Origin of the sequence: Paraburkholderia sp. RAU2J, from assembly GCF_003634845.1 — a bacterium.
Lineage (GTDB): Bacteria > Pseudomonadota > Gammaproteobacteria > Burkholderiales > Burkholderiaceae > Paraburkholderia > Paraburkholderia fynbosensis.
Genome location: NZ_RBXG01000003.1, coordinates 741,617 through 763,986, shown reverse-complemented (window position 1 = coordinate 763,986; position 22,370 = coordinate 741,617). Strand labels below are relative to the sequence as shown.

The window sequence follows — 22,370 nt, the reverse complement described above, 5'->3', positions numbered from 1 at the left end:
GCGCCGCTGGCAACTCGTCCAATGGGTCCCGGCGCAGCAGCGTGCCTGACGTCCGTTAGCGGTCGTCCATTCGCGTCGTGCGGTTTTTAAAGAGTGATGAAAAGGAAAAACATGAAGACCATGCTTGCAACGCTGACGATGGCGCTACTCGCCGTATCTTCCGGCAGCGCCATCGCGAAGGAGTGGTCGACCGTGCGCTTCGGCGTCGATGCGAGCTATCCACCGTTCGAATCGAAAGCCGCCGATGGCAAGCTCGTTGGCTTCGATATCGACCTGGGCAACGAGATCTGCCGCCGCCTGAACGCAAAATGCGTGTGGGTCGAAAACTCGTTCGACGGCATGATTCCCGCGCTGAAGGGCCGTAAATTCGACGGCGTGCTCTCGACGATGTCGATGACCCCGGCGCGCCAGGCGCAGATCGCGTTCTCGTCGAAGGTATTCCGTATCCCCACGCGCCTCGTAGCGAAGAAGGGCTCGCCGATCGCACCGATACCGGAAGCGCTGAAGGGCAAGCACATCGGCGTCGAGCAGGGCTCGATCCAGGAGACGTATGCCAAGACGTATTGGGAGCCGGCCGGCGCGGTCATCGTGTCTTACCAGGATCAGGATCTCGTCTACGCGGATCTGATTGCCGGCCGTATCGACGCATCGTTGCAGAACGCCGTGCAGGCCGAAGTCGGCTTCCTGCGGACGCCGCGAGGCAAAGACTTCGCATTCGCCGGCAATGCGCTCTACGACGCGAAGACGTTGGGCAGCGGCACCGCGATCGGTTTGCGCAAGGACGACACCGAATTGAAGGAGAAGATCGACAAGGCGATCGCCGACACGCGCGCGGACGGCACCTACGACAAGATCGCCAAAAAGTATTTCGACTTCGACGTCTACGGTCAGTGAAGTCGGCCCGGCTCACCCCATGGCGTGGTGAGCCGGATCGCTACGGCATTGCGCGCAACGCGCATTCACATGATAACCGGCAGCACGCTTCGCCCGACTCAGAAGAGATAGGTGCAGAAGATGCCATACGATATCTGGCTCGTCTTCTCGGTGATCGGGCTGTCGGTTGCGTCGCCCCGCAGCCACGCGAATGCGGCATTGGCGCCGACATTCCAGTGCCTCCCAATCCGATAAATACCGCCGACCGAGAAGCGCAACTGGTTCAACCCCGAACTGGCCGAAAAGCCCGGCAAACCAGAGCGGGCACTCTGCTCCGCGTTCACACCAAAATAGGTTTCGTTGTAGTCGCTGCTCGCCCACGTCAGTCCGGGTCCGGCGCTGAGCGTCAATCCCGGTATCGGCTCGTATTTGCCCAGCACATCGAAAGTCACCACGGTGCCGCGGTCGTTGCCGGCGATATCGGTCAACACGCTCGCGCGCGCAGTGACGAACTGATAGGAATAGACACCGAATAGCTCGGCATGCGCAGTCCGCTTGACATCGCCGAGGCCATGCAGTCGCGAGTCGTCGGATTCGTTACGCGGCTCTATGACGTCGTAAGTGATGGCCGCGCCTACGCGCCAGTTATTGTCGCGATACAGGTAAGCACCGAGCGACAGGAATGATGCGGCATCCGGATTGGCGCCAATGAAGAAGCGGTCGTAACTGACGCTCACTGCCGGCACGACCTCCCATTTCGTGCCGCTCGCGCCTGGAAATTTTGGCAGGTTCACGACACCGGCGCCCACGGAAAAGCGCCACGGACTGGGCGTACCGGACGGGCCGGGTTGGATCTCCGGGGCGGCAAGGGCAAAGAGGCTCTCTGAAAGGCTCAGCGTATCGTCCGCCATGGCCGTCACGGCACACAGCGATAGCGCAGAGCCCGCAAGCAGCTTGGTCATGCACCGCATTGACACTTCGATCATTTCGGCTTCTCCGTCGGCAAATGAAGGGATCGAATCCGGCGGCGTCGGTCATGAAGTTCAACACGCAGTTTTGATGCTGAATTTCAGACTCGCTACTGCACGGCTTGTGGTTGTTCGAAAGACGGACAACCCAGCGCATCGATCACATGAAATCGTTCATGTCCTGCTGCATTCGGAGCCGCGATGGCAAGTGCCGCCAACACCTGTGAATGGATCAACTCGAGCACTCATCCGGTCCATCTCGCTCTCCGATAATGTTGAATTTTTCTGTCTTGTTGCCAGAGATTTGCCGACGCAGTTGCGTGTCATGAGAATAGCCCTTTTTTTTGGGCTATCGCAAGCAAATTTTTCCAGGTGCTCTTTTGCAACAGTCAAGCATTCCTTTCTATTAGTACTGCATTGGTCTTCGACACGTTCCTCTTGTACCTGATGAAGCCGGAATTGCCAGACTTTTCCATAACAGATAATCTGCATGAGCTTCACTTCTCTTCGATGCCGGTCGGCTTCCGGCGGCGGCTTTCGGCACGCGGTGATCTACGCTTATGGGTGATCTATGCCTTCAAGAAAGTACAGTGACAACAAGACAATCGGTTCGTCGTACTCATGCTTTTGTGATAAGTCGCAGGCGCAGTACGCCAACCGCCGTATCAGCGCCGACCTGTCGCGACGGGGGTTCGTCGCCGGTCTTGCGGCTTCGATGCTGAGCCTCGTTCTGCCCGGCCTCAGCAACGCGCAAAGCGCTAGCCCCCCGGGCACCCCCCCGAAGCCGGTAGTCTTCACGAACTTCCGGCTCTTCGACGGCAAATCCTCGACCTTGCGTGATGGGCTGTACATGGTTATCGATGGAAATAGCATCGGTCAATTGGGCCAGGGGCAACCCGCGTCGACCGAGGGCAAGATGGTGGTCGACTGCCGCGGCATGGTCATGATGCCCGGCATGATCGACATACACTGGCACTCGTTGCTCGCGTCACTGCCCATTCAGGCGATCCTCCAGTCCGACATGGCCTTCGTTCACCTTGCGGCGAGCGCCGAAGCCGAGCGTACGTTGCTGCGCGGCTTCACCACCGTGCGTGATGCCGGCGGCCCGGCTTTCGCGCTGAAGCAGGCCGTCGATGCCGGCTTGATCTCGGGGCCGCGCATTTATCCGTCCGGCGCCATGATCACCACCACGGGTGGCCACGCCGACTTTCGCTCCCTCTCGGATCTGCCCCGCTCCGGCGGCCAGATCAGCGCCACTGAACGAGGCGGCGGCAGCGCCATCGCCGATTCGGAAGACGAGGTTCGGATGCGCGTGCGCGAACAATTCCTTCAAGGCGCATCCCAGATCAAGATCGTGGGATGCGGCGGCGTCTCCACGCCGCGCAGTCCCCTGGACATGCTGACGTTCACTGAAAAGCAGTTGCATGCCGCCGTCGAAACCGCTGCGGACTGGGGCACGTATGTTCTGGTGCATGCGTACACAGCCGAAGCCGTGCAGCGCTCCGTTGCGGCCGGCGTGCAGTGCATCGAACATGGCCATTTGATGGACAACCGGACCGCCGAGTTGATGGCAAAAAGCGGTACGTGGTTGAGCATCCAGCCGTTCCTCAGCGAAGACGATGTCGCGCCGGTCACCGGACCGAGCAAGGAAAAGCTGCAGGAGGTTCTGGGCGGCACGGACAACGCCTATAAGCTCGCGAAAAAGCACGGGCTTAAAACCGCATTCGGTTCGGACCTGATCTTTTCCGCGGCGCTTGCAACGCGCCAGGGCACGATGTTGACGCATTTGACCCGCTGGTATTCGACTGCGCAGGCGTTGGGGATGGCGACGGGCACGAACGGCCAATTGCTTGCGCTCTCCGGTAAGCGCAATCCTTATCCGCGGAAACTGGGTGTGCTCGAAGAGGGCGCGTACGCGGATCTATTGCTCGTCGATGGCAATCCGCTCGAGAACATCGATCTAATCGCCAATCCGGACCAGAACCTACGCGCCATTATGAAAGACGGAAAATTCTATAAGAACACGATTCAGGCATAAGGAAAGCCGCCCATGCGTTGCAACACCTGTTTCGCAGCGAGTGTTGCAATCTGCGAGAGAGAACGCGCGGCACTCATGTCATGCCAGTTGGCGTATCTCGAAGATCTTGCCGTCTTTCATGATTAGCGCGAGGTTGCTCGTGGCGCCGGTCAGACGTCTGCATGACCCTACTGACCGCCGCGCCCGATGATTTCACTGCGCACCGCAAGCCGGCTATTGACGGACTGCACACCAGGCACGCCCTTCGCCGCGTTGATCGCGAGATCGACCTGGCTCGCCTCGGGCACGCTGCCGCTCAACGACACTCCTCCGTCATTCGCCCCCTCGAACAGAAGAAGGAAACTCGTCGGATCGGCCACTGCCCGAAGACCGACGATCACGGTTACGCTCAACGTGATCGCGAGACGTATCGGAATCCGAAGCATTAACGCGAAGACGGGTAAAGCCGCAGCACGCGCGCTACGCTGGTCACATAGCGCATCGGCTTGCGCCACTTCATCCCGTCCGTGAGCCTGCCACCCAGTGGCGACACGAACGTTCGAATCAGACCTGCGACGCCGCCAGGTGTAGCGGCTCGCGTTTGAAGCTGACCCGGCTCGCTTTGCATGCGCTGGCCGGCTCACATTCTTTGCAACTGACGAGGCGCACCGGCCCACCATGACCTGTATCGCCGCCATGCGTGTCCACCTTGAGCAAATCCTGCGATCGACGTGCCGCGTTGCCCGATGAGTTCGTTCCTGCCACTGCGGCCGGTCATTCTGAATAGATGCGTCGCGAAGGCGCAATCCTCACCCGCCCCGCCGAGTATTTCAATCGCTGCATCGTGAGCACGAGCGCGATACTCGCGCTTCCAGTGACCTAGCCCGAGGCGCTTTGGGAGACGCAGGCCGCCCGATTCAAGGACGCGGCGCGGGTGAATCGTTGAGAAAAAAATCTCACACACGGCCATGGTGCACTGCAGTGTGATCTCTCGCGGCACGCGTGCTAAAAAACGTCTGTACGTTTCAGCAGCGCAGACATACGGCGCCACAAGTGGCGCACAATGCCTTCTGCACCCTTGCTCGCGCTGAATTCGCCCGGAGGTTCGTCATGCCGTATGTTCCGTCGACCCAGCATATCGACCGCGTCTGCAACGTCATCGAAGGGCGGACGGTGCGGCCCGGCGTCGACGGCAAACGGCTCGCGTCGTCGTATCGGCGCTCGCTCGAGCAATACCATCTCGACCCCGGCGCAACCGCCGGTCCACGCGTGCTCACGGTTCCCGAATTGCGCGATGTGCAGCATCGCGAAGAAACCTTCCTGCGAGCCTCGGGCCAGTGTCTGTCGCGGCTGCATGAAATGGTGCGCGAAGCCGACTACTGCGTGATGCTCACCGACGCGCAAGGCGTGACCATCGACTATCGTGTCGATCGTGATCGTCGCCACGACTTCAAGCGCGCGGGCCTCTACCTCGGTTCGTGCTGGTCGGAGAGCGAAGAAGGCACGTGCGGCGTCGCCGCCGTGCTGCTCGACGCGGAACCGATCACCGTTCACAGGACGGATCACTTTCGCGCGGCGTTCGCCACGCTGACTTGCAGCGCCTCGCCAATCTTCGGCTTGCACGGCGAATTGCTCGGCGTGCTGGATGCGTCGGCGGTGCGCTCGCCCGACGAGCGCGAGAGCCAGCGGCTCGTCAATCACATCGTGCGGCAAAGCGCGCTGTTGATCGAGGACGCGTACTTCCTCAACGCGGCGACTGATTGCTGGGTGCTGCTCGCGCACCGCAATCGCCACTACGTCGAGGCCCAGCCGGAAATCCTGATCGCGATCGACGCGTGCGGCAACGCGATCGCCGCGAACCGGCGCGCGCGCGAATGCGTGCCGGCCCTCGCGCGGTTGCCGCGCCACGTCACCGAGCTTTTCGACGTCCCGGCGGAGCGTCTGTTCGAAGCCAAGGCGAGCCGCGGTCTCGTCTCGCTCAGATTGAACGATACCGGTTCGACGCTGTATGCACGCGTGCGGCCGCCGCCCGTCGTGCGTATGCCGAAGCGGCCAGCACCGCCGCCGCGCGGCGCCGCCGCCGCGTCACCGGCCACGCCCGCGCCGCCTTCCGCCATGTCCGAAAGCGACGCGCTCGAACGCAACCGCATCGTCGCGGCCTTGGGCGATGCGAAGTGGCGCGCGGAGCAAGCCGCGCAAGCGCTGGGCATGTCACGCGCGACGCTGTACCGGCGCATTGCCAAGCTCGGCATCCTGCCGCCGCACAAGTGTTAGCAACGCCGCATCGATTCCCTTAGCGGGCGCAGAACCCGCATGTCCATCGAAGTTAGATATCCGTATTGTATGGAGGAGCAACCATGTCTGAAAACAACGCCACCCGGCCCATCTCCAGCGTTCTGGAATCACTCGAAGCCGCGTTGAAACGCGGCGATACGGCAGCGGCCGTCGAACTGTTCCAACCCAATTGCTACTGGCGCGATCTGGTCGCGTTCACCTGGAACATCAAGACCATGGAAGGCCGCGAGCAGATCGCCGCGATGCTGGATGCGCAACTCGGCGCGATCAAACCGTCGAAGCTGAAGCTCGCCGAAGGCGAGCCCGAGCCGCAAACCGATGCGAATGGCGTGACCCAGGGCTGGATCACGTTCGAAACCGAAGCGGCGCGCGGCAGCGGCTTCATTCGTCTGAAGGACGGCCGGATCTGGACCCTGCTCACGACGATGGCCGAGCTCAAGGGCCACGAAGAACCCAAAGGACCGAAGCGGCCGATGGGCGCCGAGCACGGCGCGCGTCCCGAGCGCACCAGCTGGAAGGAAAATCGCGAGGCCGAGCTCGACGCGCTCGGCCACTCGTCGCAGCCTTACTGTTTGATCGTCGGCGGCGGGCAGGGCGGAATCGGGCTGGGGGCGAGACTGCGGCAGCTCGGCGTGCCGACCATCATCGTCGATAAGAACGAAAGACCCGGCGACGCCTGGCGCAAGCGCTACAAAACGCTTTGCCTGCATGATCCGGTCTGGTACGACCATATGCCGTATCTGCCCTTCCCCGACAACTGGCCGGTCTTCACGCCGAAGGACAAGATCGGAGACTGGCTCGAGATGTACACGAAGGTGATGGAGTTGAACTACTGGGGGTCGACTACCTGCAAGTCCGCCCGCTATGACGAAGCGAAAGGCGAATGGATCGTGGAAGTCGAGCGCGACGGTCGTGCCATCACGTTGCGGCCCAAGCAGCTCGTGCTCGCCACCGGCATGTCGGGCAAGCCGAACGTGCCGAACTTCAAGGGCATGGACGTGTTCAAGGGCGAGCAGCATCATTCGTCCAAACATCCCGGGCCGGACGGGTATCGCGGCAAGAAGGTCGTCGTGATCGGCGCGAACAATTCGGCGCACGACATTTGCGCAGCGCTGTGGGAAGCGGGTGTCGACGTCACGATGGTGCAGCGTTCGTCCACCCACATCGTCAAGTCGGACTCGCTAATGGAACTGGCGCTGGGCGACCTGTATTCGGAGCGCGCGGTGGCGGCCGGCATGACGACGCCGAAAGCCGATCTGACCTTCGCCTCGATTCCGTACGCGATACTCCACGAATTCCAGATCCCGGTGTTCAACGCGATCAGGCAACGCGATGCCGAGTTCTACGATCGGCTTGAAAAGAGCGGCTTCATGCTCGATTTCGGCGATGACGATTCCGGACTCTTCATGAAGTATCTGCGGCGCGGCTCGGGATATTACATCGACGTCGGCGCGTCGGATCTGGTGGCCAATGGCAAGATCAAGCTGAAAAGCGGCGTCGACGTGGTGGAATTGAAGGAACACTCGGTGCTGCTCAGCGACGGCAGCGAACTCGAAGCGGACGTGGTCGTGTATGCCACGGGATACGGCTCGATGAACGGCTGGGCCGCCGACCTGATCTCGCGCGAAGTCGCCGACAAGGTGGGCAAGGTGTGGGGCCTCGGTTCGAACACGACCAAAGACCCGGGGCCATGGGAAGGCGAGCAGCGCAACATGTGGAAACCGACGCAGCAGACGGCGCTCTGGTTCCACGGCGGCAATCTGCATCAGTCGCGCCACTACTCGCAGTACCTGTCACTGCAACTGAAGGCTCGGATGGAAGGTATCGCGACGCCGGTGTTCGGGTTGCAGGAGGTTCATCACCTCTCGTAATGGGTCGGATCGCGGGGTGCGGCCTTGTGATGGCCGCCGCAATCGTGACATAGCCTCCGGTGAAAAGTATTGGGTGCAGCGGTACGTTGCCGATCGCAGCGCCGCTGCGCCCAATCGCCGCCCCATCGCGCGAGCCATGAACCGGCACCGGCGGAACAGGCCGACGCTACTGCGTCGCGTCGCGCAAATCCCTGATGTGCTGATAGACGGTCGCGCGTCCCATCCCCAGGACGTTCGCGACGTAGTTCGCCGCGCTCTTCCCCTTGAATGCACCCTCCTCCCACAGCGCGGCGACGAGTTCGCGCCGATGATCGCGTGTCAGCGAATTGAGCGCCAACTGGCGCTCCTGAAGCCAGCCATGGAGGAATGTGTTGATCCGTTCCTGCCAGTCGTCCTTGAACAGTTCCTCCGGCTGCTTCACCACGCCGACGCCCGAAATCACGAGGTCGATCACGTGCTTCACATCTTCGAACACGGCGATGTTGTAGTTCACGCACATCACGCCCGAAGCGACGCCCTCGTCGTCGAGCAACACCGTGCTGACGCAACGCATGCGCCGGCCGTCCCAATTGATCTTCTCGTACGGACCGATCGTGCCGGGCTGCGCGACCTGATCGATCTCTTCCAGCGCCGAGTCGTCACCCAACTCCCGCTTGGACAGATTGTTGGCGATGTACGCGATGGTCTGGCTGTGAAGGTCGTGAATGACGATTTCGACGTAGGGAAAAAACAGTAGCGCGATACCGTCGGCGACGCGGCTATAGCGTTCGAGCAACTGTCGGCGAGCCGGGGTGGATTTTGTCTTTCGCATGAAGGTCGGGGAGGTTCCTGGGGCGCGGCATGTCGGGCATGGTGCAGCCCGACATGCCGCGCCCCTGTTGGTCCGTACTATTTTGCCACGGGGTGCCGCGCGCTCAGATATCGAAACAGCTCATACGCGATCGCCACATCTTCCAGTCCGAGTCCGATCGAACGAAAGAACGCGTGCCGCTGGTACGACGGCTTAGCCGCTTTGCCGCTCGCCAGCTCGGGCAGGTCACCTACGATGTTGTGCGGCGACCATCCGTGCAATTCGGCCGCCAGCTTCATTTCACCGGCACTCGCGGGCGTGGTGCGGCGGTAGTCGCAAAACACGTCCATCTGCGGCAACCACGCAGGCGCAATCTCATGCGCGTTGGCGACGTTGGTGCTGATCGACGTGATCAGCGCCGGCTTCGTCAGCATGCCTTCAGCCAGCACCGGCGCGCCCGACGAGGTGCACAAGAGCACCACGTCCGCGTCGCGGATGCAGTCTTCGAGCGTCGCGCTCACGCTCGCGCGCGGGTCCAGCGCGGTGACGGCGGCACGCTGTGCGGCGTTGCCCTGCAGATTCGGCGAGAAAACGTGGATCGAATCCCACGCACGCAACGGCGCAATGTGGCGCAGATGCGCCTGTCCCACGGCGCCGGTGCCAACGATAGCCAGCCGGCGCGCGTGAGGCTCCGCGAGATGCTCGACGGCAAGCGCAGTGGCGCCTGCCGTGCGCTCGGTCGTCAGCAGACCGGCATCGCACCACATCAACGGTTGGCCGGTTTCCATCGACATCAGCGCGGTCCATGCGGTGATGATCGGCTTCGCGCCCGTGACGATGTACGGCGACATCTTCGCGCCGAATACCTTCGCGTCGGCAATCGCGCCAAGGTACGTGATGAAATCGCCCGCGTTCGCGGGAAACAGCGTGAGGCTTTGCGGCGGCTGCACTGCCTGCTCGCCGTGCAGTGCGCGAAACATCTCAGTCAAGGCGCGGCGTACGTCCAGTTCGGGCAGCGCGTTGCGCACCGCCTCCTCGTAGACGATGAGCGGGGTTGTCGTTTCGCTGTGGTTCATGTGTCTGCTCTCCAGGTCGGTGCCAGAGGTCCGGCATGGCTCAATTCTAAATTTAAAGTCCAGTCTGGATTATTTTTTTTGAAATACCTTGCAATTATCGCCGTCCAGAATAGACTCATGTTCCAGAACAGCGACAAGGCAGCGACCATGCGATGGCTTCGCGGCAAGCTCCATGCTGTTTCATTTGGCCCCTTTCTAGCGATCCCACCTACGCCTGGACCCATCATGATTCTCAAGCTCTCGCTTTCCGTTTGCCTTGCTGCCGCCCTGGTCAGTGTGGCCGGCGCAGCCAACGCCGAAACCGCCGGCACTTTGCGTTTCGGCATCGAGGCAGCGTATCCGCCGTTCGAAAGCAAGTCGCCGACCGGTCAGTTGCAAGGCTTCGACGTCGATGTCGGCAATGCGGTCTGCGCGAAGATGGGCGTGAAGTGCGTCTGGGTGGAGAACTCGTTCGACGGCCTGATTCCAGCGTTGCAGGCGCGCAAGTTCGACGTCATCAACTCAGCGATGAACATCACCGCGAAGCGCAAGCAAAGCATCGATTTCACGCCGCCGATCTACATCGTGCCGATCGTGATGGTGGTCAAGCACGGCTCGCCGTTGCTGCCCAACGTCAAGAGCTTGCAGGGCAAGCGCGTGGGCGTCCTGCAAGGGTCGTCGCAGGAGGACTTCCTGAAGCAGCACTGGGCGAATGCGGGCGTGTCGATCGTGTCGTATCAGGACCAGGATCAGGTGTATAGCGATCTCACCGCGGGTCGCCTCGACGCCGCGGTGCAGGAAGCGCAGACGGCTCAGGATGGATTTCTCGACAAGCCGGCCGGGCGTGACTATATGATCGTCGGCGAGCCGCTGAAAGACCCGGCGACACTCGGCGAAGGCACCGGCTTCGGGTTGCGCAAAGGCGACAAGGCGCTGGAGAGCAAAGTCAACGCCGCGCTCGACGCACTGAAGAAAGACGGCACGCTGAGCAATCTGTCGGTCAAGTATTTCAAGCGCGACATCATTGCGAAATAACTCGTGAAATAAGCACCTCCCGGCCTGCGAGCAGCAGGCCCCTCCCGCGCGAACCGGCGCGGGGAACAGAGCCAGTCTATGGATTTCGATGTAATCGTATTGGGTGCCGGCATCGTCGGCGTGTCGTCCGCCCTGCATCTGCAGGATCGCGGACGCCGCGTCGCGCTGGTCGACCGGCGCGGGCCCGGTGAGGAAACCAGTTTCGGCAACGCGGGCCTGATCGAGAGTTCGTCGATCGTGCCGTACGGCTTTCCCCGCCGTCTGCGCACATTGCTGCGCTACGCGCGCAATCAATCGACCGACCTTTACTGGGACTACCGCGCGCTCCCCGCATTCGCCGCATGGCTCGGCCGTTTCTGGTGGGAGTCGTCACCCGAACGGCTGGCGATGGCGGCGCGCGATATGTTGCCGTTGATCCGGGCGAGCGTCACCGAGCACGATGCGTTGATTGCGCGCGCGGGTCTTGGACGACTCGCGCACGACGGCGGGTGGATCGAAGCATTTCGCACGCAAAGCGAGTTGGACCATCAGACGAAGGTGGCCGAAGCCGCCGTGCGCGAACACGGTCTGCGCGTGCAGCCCCTCGATGCGGCTGCATTGCGCGCGAAAGAGCCGGGCATCGGCGCAGGGTTTTGCGGAGCGTTGCATTGGCAGGATCCGAAGAGCATCTCCGATCCGGGCGCGCTGACGAAAGGCTATGCGCGTCTATTCGAACAGGCCGGCGGCACACTGTTGAACGGCGACGCCACCACGCTGCGCGTACGCGGCGACGCGTGGGCCGTTCAAAGCAATAGCGGAGAAATCAGCGCGAAGGAAGTGGTGGTCGCGCTCGGACCGTGGTCGGACACGGTGTTCGCGCCGCTCGGCTATCGCATTCCGTTGCGCGCGAAACGTGGCTATCACATGCACTATCGTCCTACGCGGACGGTCTTGTCCGTCCCCGTAGTCGACACGGAAGAAGGCTACGTGATTGCGCCCATGCGCGGCGGCTTGCGGCTCACGACCGGCGTCGAAATTGCGCAGCGTGAAGCCGCACCCACGGCGATCCAGCTAGAACGCGCCGAACACATCGCCAAACCGGCCTTTGGCCTGGGCGAGCGTCTGGACGACGCGCCGTGGCTCGGGCTGCGTCCTTGCACGCCCGACATGCGGCCTGTGATCGGGCGCGCGCCCAGGCATCGAGGTTTGTGGTTCGCGTTCGGACACAATCATCACGGCTTGACGCTCGGCCCCGTCAGCGGACGTTTGCTGGCGGAGATGATGACCGGCGCCGCGCCGTTCATCGATGTGCATCCGTTCCGTCCCGAGCGGTTCCGATAGACAGGGCTAGCGGCGAAGACTCGCCCTGCCCCTGAAAGAATTTCTTCCGAATGAGCGCCCCGGCCATGCCTTTGAACGGCATGGCCGTCGCCTTTGGCGCAACCCCACACACGCGTGCAGAGAGGTGGCCGACAAGGCACTTCATAGTTTCCCGAACACGCCTGACTATTGCTCACTGCATTGCGGTTTACCCTCTACCGGATTTATTGGAGGCCGCTGAAAGTCTTCAGCCAACCTAACGGTCAAGAGGGTCAATGAAGCGCCGCCGGTCTCGCCGATGCGCTGCCGGGCAGACCGCGTCATTCCTGAAGGTCCAATCCACGAAACGCGGCAGCGGGCGCAACGGGTACGGCTGCGATGCGTTGACTCGTTTCCTACACTGACAAGAAACTCTTCATGCGCAATGTCGAGGCCCCTGGCCGCTCAATGGTTGTCGCCCGCAACGGCATGGCTGCGAGGTCACATCCGCTCGCGACGCTGATCGCCATCAACACGCTCGAAGCCGGCGGCAATGCAATGGACGCCGCGATCGCCGCTTGCGCGGTTCAGTGCGTGGTCGAGCCCGGTTCGACCGGTGTCGGTGGCGACTGCTTTGCCCTGTATTCGGGGGGGGGGCGCGGACGACATCGTCGCGTATAACGGCGCCGGTTGGGCGCCCGCGGCCGCGTCGATCGACGCGCTGCAGAAGCTCGGGGTCAATGCAATCGAACGAGACTCGGCGCACGCGGTGACGGTGCCGGGCGCGGTGCACGCATGGACGACGCTGCATCGCGACCATGGCCGCCGCTGGTGCGCGGTGCGACGGCTAACCCAGGTCGGCGTAGCGGATAGCCGGCGCCAGTACTTCGCCGAGCGAACTCGTCAACCTCGCGCCCGGTCGATCGCGCTGGTAGCCAGCTCCCGCGCAAGGTCCGCGTATAGCTCGGCCCACTTGCCCAGCAAGGACGAGTCGTCGGTCAGGAAAAGCGGATGCTCGGCCCATGCACTGACATTTTCACCCTTCCAGGCCATTTCGAACACGCGCAGATCTTCATCCTCGCTGACGCCGATGTCGATCAGCTCGCGGAACGAGGCCAGCTTGCAGAGAGACACCTCGTGGGTCGCGACGCCATGAATCGCGGCCAGCGCGATGGTCGCGCGCTTTCGGGCGTCGTCGCGGTTGCCGGCGATCAGGAATACGATCCGCTCATCGTGGCCGCTGCCGAACACGGCCCGATAGAGTGAGCTTTTGCAGCAATGGCTCAGTTGCGTGCCCATCATCGCCTCCTCGTCCCAAAACGATTCCCTGTTCGACCCGCTCGCCTGAACGCCGCTTGCGTGCGCTTCGGATCGGCGTTTGCGGTTGCGGCAGGTATCGCTGCTCCGGTACACATACAATCCGCATACGAACAGACAAGCCAGCGCGAGAATCCCGACGCCCACGAGTACCGCCAGATCGTCGTGCGCCATTTCAGGGCTCCTTCAGTCTCGTGCGTGCTTCGGCGGCCCTTTCGGGGGTCTTTCCCGCAAGCTTCGACGGCGGTGGAATTCCCCAGCATTGCGCGGTCCCGCACGCGAGCCGGGGAAGGCGGGTCGCAAATCGGTCTGCTCCCATAGTCCACGTTGCCATGAGTTTTGTGAGCGTGGGGACGATGTTCCGAGTATCGGACGGGAATGGCTATTGTTCAACAGAGCACACTTCTCTATTGACCAATCGGTTCCGCTATAGGACGCTATGGGGCTTCGGCTGCGCGTTCCGTGGTCGAAATAGTGGGAGCGGGCAATGGTTTGCCTGCCTGCCGGCCGATGAAACTGGAAACGGATTCTCCCTCTGCGCCTCAGACCGCCGGCGAACTTCCACCGTAAGTCAGCCTGCCGTTCTTCGACAGCAGGATCGCGACCGGCCTCGTCATCTCGAACTCCGAGAAAATAATGATCACGATGACGGTGATCGGCACGGCGAGGAATGCGCCGGATACACCCCAGATCGCCGACCACACCGCCATGCTGGCGAGGATCGCAAAGGGGCTCAGGTTCAGTGAGTTACCCATCAGATACGGGTCGAGGATGTTGCCGATCACGAATTGAATCGCGCTCAGCGACACCAGCACGATGAGCACCTCGTTGACCTCGCCAAACTGCAGCACCGACATGAGCGTCGGAAAGACGATGCTCAGCACCGAGCCGATATAGGGCACATAGTTGAGCAGCGCAATCAGCACGGCCCACAGTCCGGCGAATTCGAGGCCGACGCTGCGCATCGCACCCCAGCTTATGCCACCGAGCACCACGCCTAGCAGCGTCTTCAACGCGAGATAAGCGCCAATGCGCCGGTTGATGTCGGTGACGACGCTTTTGATGCGCTCGGCGTTGCTCGAATTCGCGGCCATGTTCGTCAGCTTTTCGCTGAACGTCCGCTGCTCGATGAGCAGAAAGCTGGCGTACAGAACCACCACAAAGATATTGACGATCATCGACGACAGCGAAGCCAGCATGCTTGCGACGAGCGCCTGAACGTTGAACTGGGCAAGCATGTCGCGCCGCAACGAATCCCAGGTGGGCTCGCTCTCCACGTGCAGCAGGACGGCGACTTTCTGGATCAGCGCGAGAACGGATTCCTGATAGCGCGGCGCCAGCGCGATAAGGCCGTCGTAGTTCGCGACGAGCATGTCGACAGCGAGAAATATTCCAGCCGCGATGACGAACACGGACAGCGCATAACGCAACTGCGTCGGCATCCTCGCTCCCACGACAGGAATGCGCTCCAGCAATCGGGTGAAACCGACGATCACATAAACCGCGATGATGCCAAGCACGATAGGAACGAATACCGCGCGCCCAATGTAGAGCACCCAGCCGACAATCAACAGCAGTACGACAACGCATACGGACGCCTGCAATCTGTCGCTCATCTATTCATGCTCCATTGATCTGCAAACTGCTCGCTTGTCGAGTATTGCCGCATGAACGATGCAAGCGGCGGCCAAATCGTCTTTTCCTGTCCGTTGCCCAGGCTGCCGTACGACTACCTTACACGTGGCGCCGGCAGCATGTATGGCTGAATTTCATCAGCGCTAATGCTCGCATGTATTTTGGGCGGCGCGGCAAGAAATCGCGTGTGTCCAAACTCGCCGCACGATACGCGCACCATAGCGCATGGATATGTCGATTGGCGGGCAACCACCCTGCCCCCCGGGCAACGCCATGCAGCTTCCCAATCACGCTCTTTCAACGGCTCCGCTACTCCTTCACCTTCGTCGCCACTTGAGCAATCCGGTCCCGCACGACTCCGATCGCCTGCTTCAGCGCATAAACGTCCTGGAAATAACGATGCGGAATCCGTATCTGGCTCGCATGCGCATCAATGTTCTCAATCTCCTCGCGCCATTTCGCGATCTGGGCGCGAGTCGGCTGCGTGTTTTTCCAGGTTTCGTCTTCCAGCGATTTGATTTCCCGATACCAGACCACCAGCCGCTTTTTTATCCGCGCCTCCACCATGCGCGGCAATGCCTGCAGCAAGCCGATCAACAGCGCCATGAAGGGCAGCAGAATCAGGAAGCGTCGTTCGATGAGACTCGCCAGCCAGAACGGAAGGTAGCGCTGCAGAAATGGCCGGCCGGATTTGAAGTAGCGCGTGCTTTCGTCCGAAACGGGAAATTCCTCGGTACGCAGATTGGGGAACGTGCCGAGCGGCGTGAAGTAATCTTCGCCGCCGTGGACCGTTTTGGCCGCGTCCAGCAGCAGATAAACGAGCGCCGGGTGCAAGGTGTCCCTGGAGACGAGCAGCGCCGTGGCAGCCAGCATAGTGACATCGGTCCGCGGCAGATCGTTGACGATACTCGTCGAGGCGCGCGGATAAATGATCTTCGAGAGCGACGGGAATTTCTGCACCAAGGCCTCGGCCTGGGCGAAACTCATCAGCTTCAGATCGCTGTTCAATAGCTTCGTTTGTATCGCGGCGTCGGGGCGGCCGATAAAGAACGCGGCGTCCAGCTCGCCACTTTCGAGGCGTTGATAGGCGTTGAGCGCGTCGAGCTCCAGCAGCGTGCTGTTGTCGCGGGTGACAGCGCTATAGCCGAGTAAGACGAGCGAGACGTTGAGCAAGCCGCTACCGGGAACGCCTATGCCGACTTTCTTGCCGCGCAATTGGGCCAGCCGATTGATGACGGCGTCGCCACGATAGAACACCCAGATCGGTTCGTATGAGACGGCGGCGATAGTCTGAAGGTTATCGGTTTCCTTGGGGCTGATCGTGCCCGACTGGATGAAGCCCACTTCGTATTCGCTGTCCGGATTCGTCAGCCGCTGATAATTTTGGACCGAGCCGGAAGAACTGCGGATATCGAGCTTGATACCTGCGCGCTTCAGAATCGGTGCGTAGCGTTCCGCAAAGCCTCGATAGATACCGCCGTCGGCGCCGGTCGTGATGACGATCGTGCGCTGAAGCACCGGCCTGAGCGCCGTCACCAGCGCCCAGCCAAGCACGGTCACCAGCACGATCGCCCAGATGATGAGAAACCGCCGGCGAGCCCGCGTCATCGGGGTTCTCTGAATACGATGAAGCGCTGGGTCGTGTTTGGGCATCGTTAGCCTTCTCTCATCAACCTTGCTCGGGCGGAGTGCGGTCCTCGCGTGCGTTAGCGTAGCAGCGCCCCGGCCAGCGGACAATCCTCGTGCAGCGAGCGATATTTGTCATCTGGTGCGCGGGCTCTTTGCCTTGCCAACAGCGCTGAAAGCAAGCCGAATCACGCGCCGCTCGACCCCCTTGTCCACGCCCGCATGCGAGTTCGTTGCCGTCGCTCAACGCTTATGCTTCTCCGGCCTCACGATACCAGATTGTTTCATTGCAACATCTCGCCAGCGAATGAAGATTGGAGTGCAAAGCCGGTTCGCATAGCCGTGCAGATCGCACGCGTGAGCAACGTATCAATGGAGACGTACTCCGAATGTGATGCACGCCGCCACGACGGCAACGCATTGCCGAGGCCGATGATGGCCGTTCGCATTTGCTCGCGAAGCGAGCCACCCGAAGGATGTTGGTTGAGTGCCGATTTGATGCCCGCAGCGTGCATTAGCGGATGCGACAGCGGGGCACAACTGTGTTGTCGAGCGACTCGTACTGCTTCGCTTCCGGCCCATGACCTTGAATCAAGGATCTCTCATGGTTATTTCAAATATCCAAAGATCTCATACGTCATCCCATAACTAGTGACGCTTTCAGCAGAATACGGGAAACCAACTCAATCCACCATTGTCCGATTTCTGCCGTACTTTGTTTTCACGTCATTCGCTCGTCGAATCGGCCGGCACCTCGGTCCCGCTGCCGTCTTCGTCATCTCGTCCTGGCCGCCGGACGGCTCTCACCTTTCCGCTGCCGCCGCCTCCGCAGAAGAAGCGATCCGCGCCATCGGACTCGAGTCCCGACACGCTCATGCCGGCCGGCATCTCGACGCTTTCCAGCACCTGTCCCGTGCGAGGATCGATGCGCCTCAACTCGCTGGCGTCGTCTTCCCAAGTGCCATGCCACAGCTCTGCGTCGACCCACGTGACGCCGGTGACGAAGCGATTGGATTCGATCGCGCGCAGCACCGCACCGGTTTCGGGATCGACCTGATAAATCTTCCGCTCCGGATATTGCCCCACCCACAGCGTTCCCTCCGCCCAGGTGAGCCCCGAGTCGCCACCGCCGCCCGGCGCCGGGATCGTCGCGAGCACTTGACCGCTCTGCGGATCGATCTTGCGGATGCGGCCGCCGGCGATCTGAAACAGGTGCGTGCCGTCGAAGGCCGTGCCCGCATCGGCGGCGACGTCGATCGAGCGCAGCGGTTTGCCACTGGCCGGATCGAACGCGTTCAGACTGTCGCCGACGGCAATCCACACCTGCCGGCCGTCATACGTCACCCCATGTACTTTATCGACGCCCGGAAAGGGTCCATATTCACGAATGATTCTGGCCGCTGATCGATTCATGTCGCCATCCTAATCATTGGGTAGTGGAGGGAGGAGTAACAAAGCCGTCGCGAATCCCGGCATGGGCGGGGTTATCCAGCGACGCGCCCGGCCGCGCCCGAACGATTGCACCTTGCCCGCGGCCGCCAGCGAATCGAGTGCCCGTTGCACGGTGCGCTGGCTCGCACCGAGCACCAGCGCAAGCGCCGAGCTCGACCACGACTCGCCGTCGGCGAGAAATGCGAGCACCTGGGCATGCTCGCCTTCGACGGGCCGCGCCAGCACGACGACCTCGCCGGCGCGGCGCGGCGTCAGTGCGAAGCCGCGCTTCGTCGCGCTCACGCCGGCCAGCGTGCCGAGCGCCGCGCGAAGCCGGCCGATCTCGACTCGCAGCCGCGCGCGATGCGACTCGTCGGCGCGCTTTGCCCGGAACGCACGCGCGACGAGCACGCCCCTCGGCACGTCGTCGGGCCACGCTTCTGCCAGCGTGCGAGCAAGCGCGAACAACACCGGACGGCTCGCGAGCGAAACCACCGTGCCCGCGTCGCGCACGACATGACGGCACGCATCCACGACGAGCGCCTTCGACGCCAGCAACGCCTCGACTTCGTCAAGCAGCAGGAGGCGCTCGCCGCCACGCGCGAGCAGACGCGCAGCCGGCGTGCTCAGCACGAGCGACGCGCTTTCGACTTCCGCCATCAGCGCCGGGATGCCCGCATCGCGCGCGGCGCGTTCGGCTCTCGCGAGCGCGCTGCGTGCGGTCCTGGTGCGCAGGCGGCGCAGCGCGACACCCGCGACGACCAGCTCGTGGGCGGCCTTCAAGGCGGGCGGCAACAGCGTGGGGGTGAATCCGTCGAGCGCCTGTTCGGCCGCTTCGAGGCGTCCGAACAAAAGCAGGCGCCGGACTTCGAGATAGCGCGCATGCGCGGCGTTCACGCGGTCGCCGTGAGCGTCGAGCGTCGCTCTCGCGGCGTCGAGTGTCTTCGTGGGCCAAGCCAGATCGCGAGAGGCGAGCGCAATCTCGGCCTCGGCGACGACACATCTCGCGCGGGCCACCGCGTCGTCAGGACCGAAGGCGCGCGCCGCGCTTCGCACGAGCGCCCTCGCTCGAACGAAATCGCCAAGCTGTGCCATGGCGATGCCGCGAAGCGCGAGCGCGGGCGCGTCGTCGCGCAACGCGACGCGGTCGAGCGCGCCAAGCGGATCACCCGCTGCGAGCGCACGCGCCGCCGCCGTGATCGGCGAGTCCATCGGGTCACCCAAATCCCGCCACACTTGTCACTCCCACCTGGTCGAGGCCCGGTACTAATCTAGCACGACCAACAACCCGTACACGACGCCGTATCGGCAACCGGCTGGGCGGCGCGGGACGACCCTCGGAGGCACACATGACGACGACACAACATCTGACAGGAACACGCGAGCAATGGCTGGCCGCGCGGCGCGAGCTGCTCGCGGCGGAAAAGGAATTCACCCGGCGCAGCGACGAGCTGGCGCGGCAACGTCAGGCGTTGCCGTGGGTCCGCATCGACAAAACCTACCGGTTCGAAACCGATGAAGGCAGCGCGTCGCTCGCCGAGCTTTTCAGAGGACGCTCGCAACTGCTCGTCTATCACTTCATGTTCGGGCCTGACTATGCGGCGGGATGCCCGTCGTGCTCGGCGATCGCGGATGGCTTCGACGGCTTCGCGGTCCATCTGGCGAATCACGATGTGATGCTGATGGCGGTATCGCGCGCGCCGCTCGCGAAACTGCAGGCGTACAAGCACCGGATGGGGTGGACGTTCCCGTGGGCGTCCTCGGCGGGTGGCGACTTCAATTTCGACTTCAACGTGTCCTTCACGGAAGAGCAGCAGCGCTCGGGCGACATCGACTACAACTTCGAGCGCGGCGGCCACGCCATGGACGCGACACCGGCGCCGCAGCCCGTCGTCGAATTCGCGGCGATGTCCGGCACCGATCCGGCCACCTACTCGCGCGACCGCCCAGGCATGAGCGCGTTCGTGATCGAGGACGGCGTGGTCTATCACACCTACTCCACCTATGCGCGCGGCGTGGACGGGCTGTGGGGCATGTATCAGTGGCTGGACCGTGCGCCCAAAGGACGCAACGAGTCAGGCATCTGGTGGCGCCGCCACGACGAGTACAACAGGCGATGAGCAAACTCGTGAGTGCCGCTCGCGCAGCGCCGCAAGCGGCGTTCGCGCGGCGCGGCATCTGCCGCGCGATGTTCGTCGGCGTCTGCATGCTGTGCTTGGCGGCGAGCGCGGCGGCGACGATCATCGGTAGCGCGTCGATGGCGGCGATGGGCGACACGCCGATGCCCGGCGGCTGGACGATGTCGACGCTCTGGACGCGAATGTGCGGACAGACATGGGCCGAAGTCGCGGCATCGTTCATCGGCATGTGGATCGTGATGATGGTGGCGATGATGCTGCCGTCTCTCGTGCCCATGTTGTGGCGTTATCGCGAGGCGGTCGGCAGGGCAACGCAAGCGCGCGCCGGATGGCTGACCGTGCTGGTCGCCGTCGGGTACTTCGTCGTGTGGACGGCGCTCGGCGTCGTCGTCTTTGGGCTCGGCGCCGTGTTCGCGGCGCTCGTAACGCGGGTGCCGGCGCTGGCGCGTGCCGTTCCGGGCGCGATCGGCGTGGTGGTGCTGATCGCGGGCGCACTGCAGTTCACCGGGTGGAAGGCGCGTCAGCTCGAATGCTGCCGCAACGCGCCGGGGCGTTGCCGCAAGCTGCCTGCCGATGCCTGCACTGCCTGGCGGCACGGGCTGCGCCTCGGCCTTCACTGCGGTTGCTGTTGCGCCGGCTTGACCGCGATCCTGCTCGTCGTCGGCGTGATGGATCTGCGCGCGATGGCGGTCGTGACAACCGCGATTACCAGCGAACGTCTGCTGCCGGGTGGGAAACGCGTCGCGCAAGTTATCGGCACGGTCGTTGTCGGCGCCGGGATGGTGCTGATCGTGCAGGCTGCCGGACGTGGGTGACGCCCGAGTCAGAGTGGCCGGATTCGGCGGGCGTGGAACCGCGCGTCAGTGATGCCCCAGCAGAAATGCGCCTACCGCCAGCAGCACGACGATCACGTCCGCATAGGCCATATGCATGTAGCGCACCTGCCGCCTGTAGCGCGACGAATAGAACGGCGCGAACTCCTTCATGCGTTGGCCGAAGACACTGATCGGGTTGTTCAGGAACTGCTCGTACTTCGCGCGATTGCGCGTGAATATGAGGCGTTGCGATTCCTCGACCTTGCCCAACATCACCAGCTCGGTTGAGCGCGAACTTTTCTTCACGCGATACAGGTGGAGCGGCGCATCGACGAATCGCACCTTCGATTCTGGGCTCAGAAGCCGCACGTAAAATTCCCAGTCCTCGAAGCCGTGGATCATTTCCGACGAGTACCCGCCGATACGGAAAAAGCCTTCACGCCGGTACATGGTCGTGTTGACGATCATGTTCTGCCAAAGCAGCTTCTCATAGCTGTACTCGGGCAAGCGCCAGATTTTTTTCGACACCCCGATGCGCTTCGTCTTGCAGTGGACAAGCTCGGTATCAGGATGCTCGGCAAAGCATTCGGCGCACAGCTTCAGGAAATCGGGGTGTATCTTGTCGTCGCCATCGAGCGGCACGAAGAGCGCTCCCGTTGCCTGCGAGAAGCCGAAGTTGCGCGCGGCGGCGACCCCGGCGTTAGCTCTGGTAAACGGCAGGAATCGACTGTCCCTATTTGCGTACTGCTGAATGATGCCTTCGGACCCGTCGGTGGATCCGTCATTCACGACGATGCATTCCCAATCGCTGTACGACTGGCGCAACACCGACTCCAAGGTCTCGCCGATGAACTCTTCCTGGTTGAAACACGGAACAACGATGGATATTTTTGTCATGGCCGATTCGTAACTTTCAATTGCCATCGCTTTCGCCCGGCATTCCAAACCTGGGAATTTTAACGTATCCGGCATGGCCCGCACCGGTTGTGCCGCATTTGCCAGCACGCCAGGATCGAAACCGGCATGTCTCCATGATCGATCTGCGTGGTCCCGGGCCTGCTCGGCGCCCGGTTCGCGCGTCACCCATTCACGGGTTCTATACTTCGCGAGGACGCCGGCGATCGGGTCATCGGCTTGATTCGCAGCCGCTTCCCTTATAAGTTCGGAGCTGGAAGCCGAACCGACCGCGCCGCAAGCAGAATGACCTGCCCTCAACCCGTTCCATC

The 22,370-nt window shown here is 62.4% G+C and carries 19 protein-coding genes and 1 pseudogene; 9 read left to right on the top strand and 11 right to left on the bottom strand.

Translation table 11 applies throughout. From position 1 onward, the window contains the following. Positions 1-111: 111 nt before the first annotated feature. Entirely contained in the window at positions 112-894 is a 783-nt protein-coding gene (locus tag B0G69_RS34925) for an ABC transporter substrate-binding protein (RefSeq protein WP_121324658.1), read from the top strand. Positions 895-992: 98 nt separating this feature from the next. Here B0G69_RS34925 and B0G69_RS34920 read toward each other — a convergent pair whose 3' ends face one another. Beyond that, complete coding sequence (locus B0G69_RS34920) at positions 993-1,859, bottom strand: MipA/OmpV family protein (protein ID WP_121324657.1); 867 nt, start codon at positions 1,857-1,859, stop codon at positions 993-995. Between the two features lie 92 nt (positions 1,860-1,951). Further along, complete coding sequence (locus tag B0G69_RS42890; protein WP_277873605.1) at positions 1,952-2,086, bottom strand: hypothetical protein; 135 nt, start codon at positions 2,084-2,086, stop codon at positions 1,952-1,954. Between the two features lie 470 nt (positions 2,087-2,556). Between B0G69_RS42890 and B0G69_RS34915 the strand changes: the two genes are divergently transcribed. Next, positions 2,557-3,879, top strand: a complete 1,323-nt coding sequence (locus tag B0G69_RS34915; protein WP_121324656.1) for an amidohydrolase family protein — start codon at positions 2,557-2,559, stop codon at positions 3,877-3,879. A gap of 167 nt (positions 3,880-4,046) precedes the next feature. On the opposite strand, the gene B0G69_RS34910 is transcribed toward B0G69_RS34915, so the two are convergent. Next, positions 4,047-4,373, bottom strand: a complete 327-nt coding sequence (locus B0G69_RS34910; RefSeq protein ID WP_241991627.1) for a BON domain-containing protein — start codon at positions 4,371-4,373, stop codon at positions 4,047-4,049. 595 nt (positions 4,374-4,968) lie between these two features. On the opposite strand from B0G69_RS34910, the gene B0G69_RS34900 reads away from it, so the two are divergent. Continuing rightward, a complete protein-coding gene (locus B0G69_RS34900) occupies positions 4,969-6,132 on the top strand; it encodes a helix-turn-helix domain-containing protein (protein WP_121324653.1) in 1,164 nt (387 codons plus the stop codon). An 83-nt stretch (positions 6,133-6,215) separates the two neighbouring features. Beyond that, positions 6,216-8,024 carry an NAD(P)/FAD-dependent oxidoreductase gene (locus tag B0G69_RS34895; protein ID WP_121324652.1) on the top strand — a complete coding sequence of 603 codons (1,809 nt, stop codon included), beginning with the start codon at positions 6,216-6,218 and terminating at the stop codon, positions 8,022-8,024. A gap of 166 nt (positions 8,025-8,190) precedes the next feature. On the opposite strand, the gene B0G69_RS34890 is transcribed toward B0G69_RS34895, so the two are convergent. Next, a complete protein-coding gene (locus B0G69_RS34890; RefSeq protein ID WP_121324651.1) occupies positions 8,191-8,835 on the bottom strand; it encodes a PAS domain-containing protein in 645 nt (214 codons plus the stop codon). 77 nt (positions 8,836-8,912) lie between these two features. Continuing rightward, positions 8,913-9,890, bottom strand: a complete 978-nt coding sequence (locus tag B0G69_RS34885; protein WP_121324650.1) for an ornithine cyclodeaminase family protein — start codon at positions 9,888-9,890, stop codon at positions 8,913-8,915. Between the two features lie 225 nt (positions 9,891-10,115). On the opposite strand from B0G69_RS34885, the gene B0G69_RS34880 reads away from it, so the two are divergent. From B0G69_RS34880 to B0G69_RS34870, 3 genes and pseudogenes are all read left to right on the top strand, one after another. Beyond that, positions 10,116-10,904: an ABC transporter substrate-binding protein gene (locus B0G69_RS34880; RefSeq protein ID WP_121324649.1), complete on the top strand. Its 789-nt coding sequence runs from the start codon at positions 10,116-10,118 to the stop codon at positions 10,902-10,904. A gap of 78 nt (positions 10,905-10,982) precedes the next feature. After that, the gene (locus B0G69_RS34875; RefSeq protein ID WP_121324648.1) at positions 10,983-12,224 is read left to right on the top strand and encodes an FAD-binding oxidoreductase; all 1,242 of its coding nucleotides are present in this window, start codon (positions 10,983-10,985) and stop codon (positions 12,222-12,224) included. A 396-nt stretch (positions 12,225-12,620) separates the two neighbouring features. After that, positions 12,621-13,005 (top strand): annotated as a pseudogene (locus B0G69_RS34870) (gamma-glutamyltransferase); the annotation flags it as partial. Positions 13,006-13,085: 80 nt separating this feature from the next. Here B0G69_RS34870 and B0G69_RS34865 read toward each other — a convergent pair. From B0G69_RS34865 to B0G69_RS34840, 5 genes are all read right to left on the bottom strand, one after another. Next, positions 13,086-13,673 carry a hypothetical protein gene (locus B0G69_RS34865; protein WP_121324647.1) on the bottom strand — a complete coding sequence of 196 codons (588 nt, stop codon included), beginning with the start codon at positions 13,671-13,673 and terminating at the stop codon, positions 13,086-13,088. Positions 13,674-14,041: 368 nt separating this feature from the next. Beyond that, positions 14,042-15,115 (bottom strand): AI-2E family transporter, encoded by a 1,074-nt coding sequence (locus B0G69_RS34860; RefSeq protein ID WP_121324646.1) that lies wholly within the window; start codon positions 15,113-15,115, stop codon positions 14,042-14,044. A 328-nt stretch (positions 15,116-15,443) separates the two neighbouring features. Continuing rightward, a complete protein-coding gene (locus B0G69_RS34855) occupies positions 15,444-16,742 on the bottom strand; it encodes a TAXI family TRAP transporter solute-binding subunit (protein ID WP_121324645.1) in 1,299 nt (432 codons plus the stop codon). A 744-nt stretch (positions 16,743-17,486) separates the two neighbouring features. Beyond that, positions 17,487-18,173 carry a PQQ-binding-like beta-propeller repeat protein gene (locus B0G69_RS34845; RefSeq protein WP_121324643.1) on the bottom strand — a complete coding sequence of 229 codons (687 nt, stop codon included), beginning with the start codon at positions 18,171-18,173 and terminating at the stop codon, positions 17,487-17,489. A gap of 9 nt (positions 18,174-18,182) precedes the next feature. Then, entirely contained in the window at positions 18,183-19,403 is a 1,221-nt protein-coding gene (locus B0G69_RS34840; RefSeq protein WP_121324642.1) for a helix-turn-helix domain-containing protein, read from the bottom strand. A 137-nt stretch (positions 19,404-19,540) separates the two neighbouring features. Here B0G69_RS34840 and B0G69_RS34835 point away from each other — a divergent pair, with 137 nt between their 5' ends. Further along, positions 19,541-20,311: a DUF899 domain-containing protein gene (locus B0G69_RS34835; protein ID WP_121324641.1), complete on the top strand. Its 771-nt coding sequence runs from the start codon at positions 19,541-19,543 to the stop codon at positions 20,309-20,311. Further along, positions 20,308-21,144 (top strand): DUF2182 domain-containing protein, encoded by an 837-nt coding sequence (locus tag B0G69_RS34830; RefSeq protein WP_121324640.1) that lies wholly within the window; start codon positions 20,308-20,310, stop codon positions 21,142-21,144. The genes B0G69_RS34835 and B0G69_RS34830 overlap by 4 nt, the downstream gene beginning before the upstream one ends. Positions 21,145-21,189: 45 nt before the next feature. On the opposite strand, the gene B0G69_RS34825 is transcribed toward B0G69_RS34830, so the two are convergent. Continuing rightward, a complete protein-coding gene (locus B0G69_RS34825) occupies positions 21,190-22,359 on the bottom strand; it encodes a glycosyltransferase family A protein (protein WP_147440816.1) in 1,170 nt (389 codons plus the stop codon). Positions 22,360-22,370: the final 11 nt, after the last annotated feature.